The organism is Xenorhabdus sp. KJ12.1 (assembly GCF_963876495.1).
GTDB lineage: Bacteria > Pseudomonadota > Gammaproteobacteria > Enterobacterales > Enterobacteriaceae > Xenorhabdus > Xenorhabdus stockiae.
Genome location: NZ_CAWNQH010000066.1, coordinates 66554 through 73146, shown reverse-complemented (window position 1 = coordinate 73146; position 6593 = coordinate 66554). Strand labels below are relative to the sequence as shown.

The 6593-nt window shown below is 42.2% G+C and carries 6 protein-coding genes and 1 rRNA gene; 4 read left to right on the top strand and 3 right to left on the bottom strand.

Annotated elements, in window-relative coordinates; genetic code table 11:
- Positions 1–111: ribosomal RNA gene (gene rrf, locus AACS92_RS09920) — 5S ribosomal RNA — on the top strand.
- 63 nt (positions 112–174) lie between these two features.
- Here the strand turns inward: rrf and actP are convergent.
- From actP to acs, 3 genes are all read right to left on the bottom strand, one after another.
- The gene (actP, locus tag AACS92_RS09915) at positions 175–1836 is read right to left on the bottom strand and encodes a cation/acetate symporter ActP (protein WP_099111058.1); all 1662 of its coding nucleotides are present in this window, start codon (positions 1834–1836) and stop codon (positions 175–177) included.
- Positions 1833–2144 carry a DUF485 domain-containing protein gene (locus AACS92_RS09910; RefSeq protein WP_099111057.1) on the bottom strand — a complete coding sequence of 104 codons (312 nt, stop codon included), beginning with the start codon at positions 2142–2144 and terminating at the stop codon, positions 1833–1835. Before AACS92_RS09910 ends, actP begins: the two co-directional genes overlap by 4 nt.
- 194 nt (positions 2145–2338) lie before the next feature.
- Positions 2339–4294, bottom strand: coding sequence for an acetate--CoA ligase (acs, locus tag AACS92_RS09905; protein ID WP_099111056.1), 1956 nt, complete (start codon positions 4292–4294; stop codon positions 2339–2341).
- 392 nt (positions 4295–4686) lie between these two features.
- Between acs and sodA the strand changes: the two genes are divergently transcribed.
- From sodA to yiiM, 3 genes are all read left to right on the top strand, one after another.
- Positions 4687–5313: a superoxide dismutase [Mn] gene (gene sodA / locus AACS92_RS09900; protein WP_099111055.1), complete on the top strand. Its 627-nt coding sequence runs from the start codon at positions 4687–4689 to the stop codon at positions 5311–5313.
- Between the two features lie 115 nt (positions 5314–5428).
- Positions 5429–5851: an Exc2 family lipoprotein gene (locus AACS92_RS09895; protein WP_099111054.1), complete on the top strand. Its 423-nt coding sequence runs from the start codon at positions 5429–5431 to the stop codon at positions 5849–5851.
- A 54-nt stretch (positions 5852–5905) separates the two neighbouring features.
- On the top strand, positions 5906–6577 hold the full coding sequence (gene yiiM, locus AACS92_RS09890) for a 6-hydroxyaminopurine reductase (protein WP_099111053.1): 672 nt from the start codon (positions 5906–5908) through the stop codon (positions 6575–6577).
- Positions 6578–6593 lie beyond the last annotated feature (16 nt).

Below are 6593 nucleotides of genomic sequence, written 5' to 3'. Positions count from 1 at the left end.
CGGCAATAGCGCGGTGGTCCCACCTGACCCCATGCCGAACTCAGCAGTGAAACGCCGTAGCGCCGATGGTAGTGTGGGGTCTCCCCATGTGAGAGTAGGACACTGCCAGACATCACTTTGACAGAGAAGCCATCCTTCACCGGATGGCTTTTTTGTATTTTAAACCTGAAGAAATTAATGTGCTTTTCCTTGTTCAATTCCAATTCCTGTCTGTGAACGCAAGAATTGTCTGCGAAACATTTCGCGTTCCTGCTGGCCTTGTTCTGATGTATCAGTGATAGAAAAGAACCACGCACCGGCAAATGCCACAATCATGGAAAATAAAGCTGGATATTCGTAGGGATAAATGGGTTTTTCATGTCCAAGAATACTAACCCAGATTGTTGGGCCTAGGATCATGAGCACAACAGCTATTATTAATCCCAACCACCCGCCTATGAGTGCACCTCGTGTTGTCAGTTTGTTCCAGTACATTGACAGCAAAATAATCGGGAAATTACAGCTTGCTGCAATAGAGAAAGCCAGACCGACCATAAAGGCAATATTTTGTTTTTCGAATAAAATACCTAACCCAATAGCGATAATCCCCAGAAAAACAACCGTAATTTTCGAAATTCTTAATTCATCCCGTTCATTAGCCTGACCTTGTTTAATCACATTTGCATAGAGGTCATGAGAAACTGCTGAGGCACCTGCAAGTGTTAATCCCGCAACTACAGCTAAAATGGTGGCAAAGGCGACAGCAGAGATGAATCCGAGGAAGAAATCACCACCCACGGCAGTCGCAAGGTGAACAGCAGCCATATTAGTTCCACCGAGCAATGCGCCAGTACCATCTTTAAATGCAGCATTAGGGCTGACTAACAGTATTGCGCCAAACCCGATAATAAATGTCAGAATATAGAAATAACCGATAAATCCGGTGGCATAGAAAACACTTTTACGAGCTTCTTTGGCATCATTAACGGTAAAGAATCGCATAATGATATGTGGTAAACCTGCGGTACCAAACATTAACGCTAATCCTAAAGAAAGCGCAGATATTGGGTCAGAAACTAATCCCCCGGGACTCATAATTTTTTGGCCATTTGAGTGAACGGCAATAGCTTCTTTAAACAGAGTATTGAAATTGAAATTTACGGCTTTCATGACCATCAACGCCATAAATGTGGCACCGGCCAATAACAGGATTGCTTTAATAATCTGCACCCATGTTGTTGCCAGCATTCCGCCAAACAGCACATATAGAACCATTAAAATACCAACTAAAACCACAGCGATGTAGTAATTCAGCCCAAATAACAACTCGATGAGTTTTCCTGCTCCAACCATCTGTGCAATCAGGTATAAAGCAACAACAACTAGTGAGCCTACCGCTGATAATGTACGGATTGGGCGCTGTTTTAGTCGGTAAGAAGCAACATCAGCGAATGTGTAGCGGCCCAGATTTCTTAATCGTTCTGCGATTAGGAACAAAATAATCGGCCAGCCGACAAGAAAACCAATGGAATAAATAAGGCCATCATAACCGGAGGTATAAACCAGCGCTGAAATCCCCAAAAATGATGCTGCAGACATATAATCGCCTGCAATTGCCATACCGTTTTGGAAGCCAGTGATCCGCCCGCCTGCGGTATAGTAATCAGAACGTGAAATTGTCCGTTTTGATGCCCAATAAGTGATGTAGAGTGTGAACCCGACAAATAACAGGAACATGATGATTGCCTGAATATTTAAAGGTTGTTTTTCTACATTACCTGAAATGGCATCTGCTTGAGTGAGGATGGGGTAGAGGGAAGAAAATAACGCGATTGTTGATAGGACAAGTTTTCTCATTTTCTCACCTCATTGAGAATAGCTGAGGTTAAACGATCAAATTCACCGTTCGCTCTGATTACGTAAATCCCCGTTAATATAAAAGAAATAAAAATAATACCGACACCCACAGGAATACCACGAGTCATGCTGGAGCCCTCATAAAGAGGAGTGCCAAGCCATCCAGGAGCAAAAGCGATGAGGAAAATAAAACCAACATAAAGTATTAACATAATGGCAGATAACAACCAGGCAAAACGCCCACGCTTTTCAATTAACTCTTTAAAGTGAGGGTTGTTTTCGATTTCTTGATAAATATCGGTACTCATCAGGCTATCTCCTTTTAGGTATTAAAGGACGAACCTTAAACAACATTGAGGGTTGCCAGATACGGACAGCAACATTCGAGAGAATGCATGACTATCTGTCACGTCCCTGAACAGTTCTGTATTTTTTGATTATGCTTACCAAGCCGCCTTGCGGCGGCGTGCATATGAACTATATGTGCCTTATGGCATATACATTAAGGCATCATTATGGATTGCTTTTCTTCCAATAATTTTTCCACAACGCCGGGATCAGCCAAAGTGGAAGTATCACCTAAGTTGCCAGTATCACCGGAAGCAATTTTGCGTAAAATACGCCGCATAATTTTTCCTGAACGTGTTTTTGGCAGAGAATCAGTCCAGTGCAGGATGTCCGGAGTCGCAATTGGGCCGATTTCTTTGCGAACCCAGCTTCTGACTTCTGCATACAAATCAGGAGAAGGTTCTTCACCATGAATTAATGTGACATAAGCATAAATTGCCTGCCCTTTAATACGGTGTGGTATCCCGACAACAGCCGCTTCCGCAATTTTGGGATGAGCAACCAACGCAGATTCAATTTCTGCAGTTCCCAATCGGTGGCCTGAAATATTCAGCACATCATCAACACGACCAGTAATCCAGTAATAACCATCTTCATCTCGTCTGGCACCATCGCCACTGAAATAAACGCCTTTGAAGGTAGAAAAATAGGTTTGCTCAAAACGGTCATGATCACCAAACAATGTACGAGCTTGCCCCGGCCATGAATCGGTAATGACAAGATTACCTTCACTCTCGCCGCTTAAGGTTTCTCCGGTATTATCGACTATTGCCGGGCTTACGCCGAAGAATGGCAGTGTGGCTGATCCAGCTTTGAGGTCGGTTGCTCCGGGCAACGGCGTGATCATGAATCCACCTGTTTCTGTTTGCCACCATGTATCGACGATAGGGCATTTACTGTTGCCTATTTTCTTGTAGTACCATTCCCAGGCTTCTGGGTTGATGGGTTCCCCCACTGAACCCATGATGCGTAATGATGTGCGTTTGGTGCCTTCAATAGCTTTATCCCCTTCTGCCATTAACGCTCGAATGGCGGTTGGTGCGGTATAGAGGATATTGACCTGATGTTTATCTACAACCTGACAGAGACGATTCACATCGGGATAGTTTGGTACTCCTTCAAACATTAAGGTTGTTGCACCACAGGAGAGCGGACCATAAAGCAAGTAACTATGGCCGGTTACCCAGCCTACATCAGCTGTGCACCAGTAAACTTCGCCGGGACGGTAATCAAACGTATATTTGAATGTCAAAGATGCATAGACCAGATAACCACCGGAGGTATGTAGAACACCTTTAGGCTTACCTGTTGAACCGGATGTATAAAGAATAAACAACGGATCTTCGGCATTCATTTCTTCAGCAGGGCAATCTGAACTAGCCTCTTTGGTTAATTCATGCCACCAGAGATCGCGTCCGGTATGCCAGTTTGTTGCATTATCAGTACGTTTGAAGACGACAACATTAGTCACATTTGTCACAGCAGGATTGCTTAGTGCTTCATCGACATTTTTTTTCAGCGGAACAACTCGGCCAGCTCGTAAACCTTCATTGGCTGTGATGATTAACTTCGCATTTGAATCGATAATTCGACCGGAAATTGCATCAGGAGAAAAGCCGCCGAAAATTACGGAGTGAATCGCGCCAACCCGGGCACAAGCCAGCATGGCGACAGCGGCTTCTGGCACCATTGGCATATAAATAGCGACAACATCGCCTTTTTTGACTCCGAGTTTTTTCAAGACATTGGCGAACTGGCAGACATCGTGGTATAGCTCCTGATATGTAACATGTCTGGATTCAGCCGGTTTGTCTCCTTCCCAGATAATGGCAGTCTGATGGCCTCGCTCCTGTAAATGGCGGTCAAGGCAGTTAGCACTTAGGTTAAGTGTGCCATCTTCAAACCAGCGGATACTGATATGCCCGGGGTCGAAAGAGGTATTTTTCACTTTTGTATAAGGTTTTATCCAATCGACAATTTTACCTTTTTCTCCCCAGAACCCCTCAGGATCCTGTAGTGAGCGTTGGTATTCTTGCAGATATTGTTGTTTGTTTATCAGGGCTGTTTCTGCGATGTCAGCAGGAATAGGGTGCTTAATTATTTGAGTCATATTTTTATCTCCTTGCAATTGTTAATACTATGTCAAAACAAGGTTAACTAAAGTGTAAGAAGAATTTTTGTTTCTTTTTTGCGCGGAAGATCACGCAATAGAGATAATGAATGTTATGAAGGGAACATTTAATGCGGTGTATTTATATAAAATATACCGTTATTCATAATCTCATTTTTGGAAAAATTAACTAACTGTTGGATTCTATTTGGTTATTTATTCTTATTTATAGATTAAATACAAAAGGAAAGGAAACCACAGTGACAATATGGAATTGATAATCATTTTCATTACCGTTTGATTCACTATAATAATCCTGTTGCTTACAAGGTGTGATCTTCATCCCCCAATAAATAAAGGGTGTATGTATTTTAAACAACTGGAGATTTAATATGAGTCATTCATTACCTTCCTTGCCTTATTCTTATGATGCACTGGAACCTCATTTTGATGAACAAACGATGCTTATTCATCATACTAAACACCATCAAACCTACGTTGCAAATACCAATACCGCACTGGAAAATTTCCCTGAACTCGCTGGTCTGGACATTGATGATCTGGTTCAGCAGCTTGACAGAATCCCGGCTGATAAACGTACTTTTATGCGTAATAACGCAGGAGGTCATTCAAATCACAGCATGTTCTGGAAAGGGCTAAAATTAGATACGACGTTATCCGGTGCTTTAAAAGCAGCAATAGAACGGGATTTTGGCAGCATTGATGCTTTCAAAACAAAATTCGAACAGGCAGCAGCTACCCGTTTTGGTTCTGGCTGGGCTTGGCTGGTACTGAAAGAAGACGGAAAACTTGATGTTGTTTCTACTGCAAATCAGGATAGCCCGTTGATGGGAGAAGAAATTTCCGGTACTTCCGGTTATCCCATTTTAGGGTTAGATGTATGGGAACATGCTTACTACCTTAAATATCAAAATCGCCGCCCTGATTATATTAAGGCATTTTGGCATGTCGTAAATTGGGATGAAGCAGCAAGGCGTTACGAAGAAAAAATTAAATAACAGCTATTATCTTCATCTTTCAAAAAGTGCTGATCATAACCGTGGTCAGCATTTTTATTGGCCATAATTTTCGCTATCATTCGATTTTTTCTTGTTTCGCGATTAAAGGCACATAATGAAAAAGAACGCTGTCATAACGATTACAACCCTTATAGTATCCTCCTTACTAATGTCTGGCTGTGCGCAGCCCAAAACAAGTGCCGAACGTAATGCCAAGCATTTTGTTTATGCTTCTAATGATGATTTTGACCCCAATTTCAGAACTAAAATCTACGATAGTATCGAGCTTTCAATACCGTTTTTTGAGCAATTCTGGCAGTTTGGTAAAAAAGACAGAGAAGCAGGTGTATCCCCCGAAGAGGCGCAGCAACGAGTAATTTATTTAAAAGGTGATGAATTCATGAATTCAATTCGGAGAACATCGCATTTTGAGGGTAAAGTTTATGAGAGCAGCGAAGGCCCTTCAATAAAATGGCGTAAGGCAATGTCCGAAGCTATATCTGCTACTTATATGGATGGTTATGAAGGTCGGAACTAACCGATTGTTTTACTGACTGTCTGTTCATTATGTGTTTATTGAGGAGAAATGGAAATGTATTACCCACAGATATATAGAGGAAAAATAATCTCCTCCGAGAAATTGGGTTCCTCTGCAATCAATAAACTGCTGGTAAATGGCAGTTTACAGCTTACTTCTCTGGGACTGGAAGGTGATGAACAGGCAGAAGCCCGCTTTCATGGCGGGCCAGATCGTGCACTTTGCCATTATCCGATGGAACATTATCTATTTTGGAAAAGGCAATTCCCTGAATTAATGGAGTTATTTGTACCCCCGCTCTTTGGTGAAAATATATCAACGGAAGGGATGACAGAAGAGAGCGTTTATATCGGAGACATTTTCCAGTGGGGAGAGACAATTATTCAGGTAACTCAGCCTCGTTCGCCTTGTTATAAACTTAATATCATTACCGGTATTGAGAATTTTGCTGCCATCATGCAAGACAGAGGCTATTGCGGCTGGTTATACCGTGTGATCTCTTCAGGTGTAACCTGTGCGGGTGAACCAATAAAGCTTCTCAGTCGGAATAGTGATGTTTCTGTGAAAGAAGCCATTTCCATTGCTTTTCATAGCCCATTTGATGAAGAACAATATCGTCGTTTAATGGGAGCTGCCGGGCTATCTGCCAGCTGGAATCTCACGATGCAGAAGCGGATATTACTTGGAAAAATAGAGAGTTTTAGTCACCGCTTATTTGGAAAATAAGTAAATTTTCTATTTT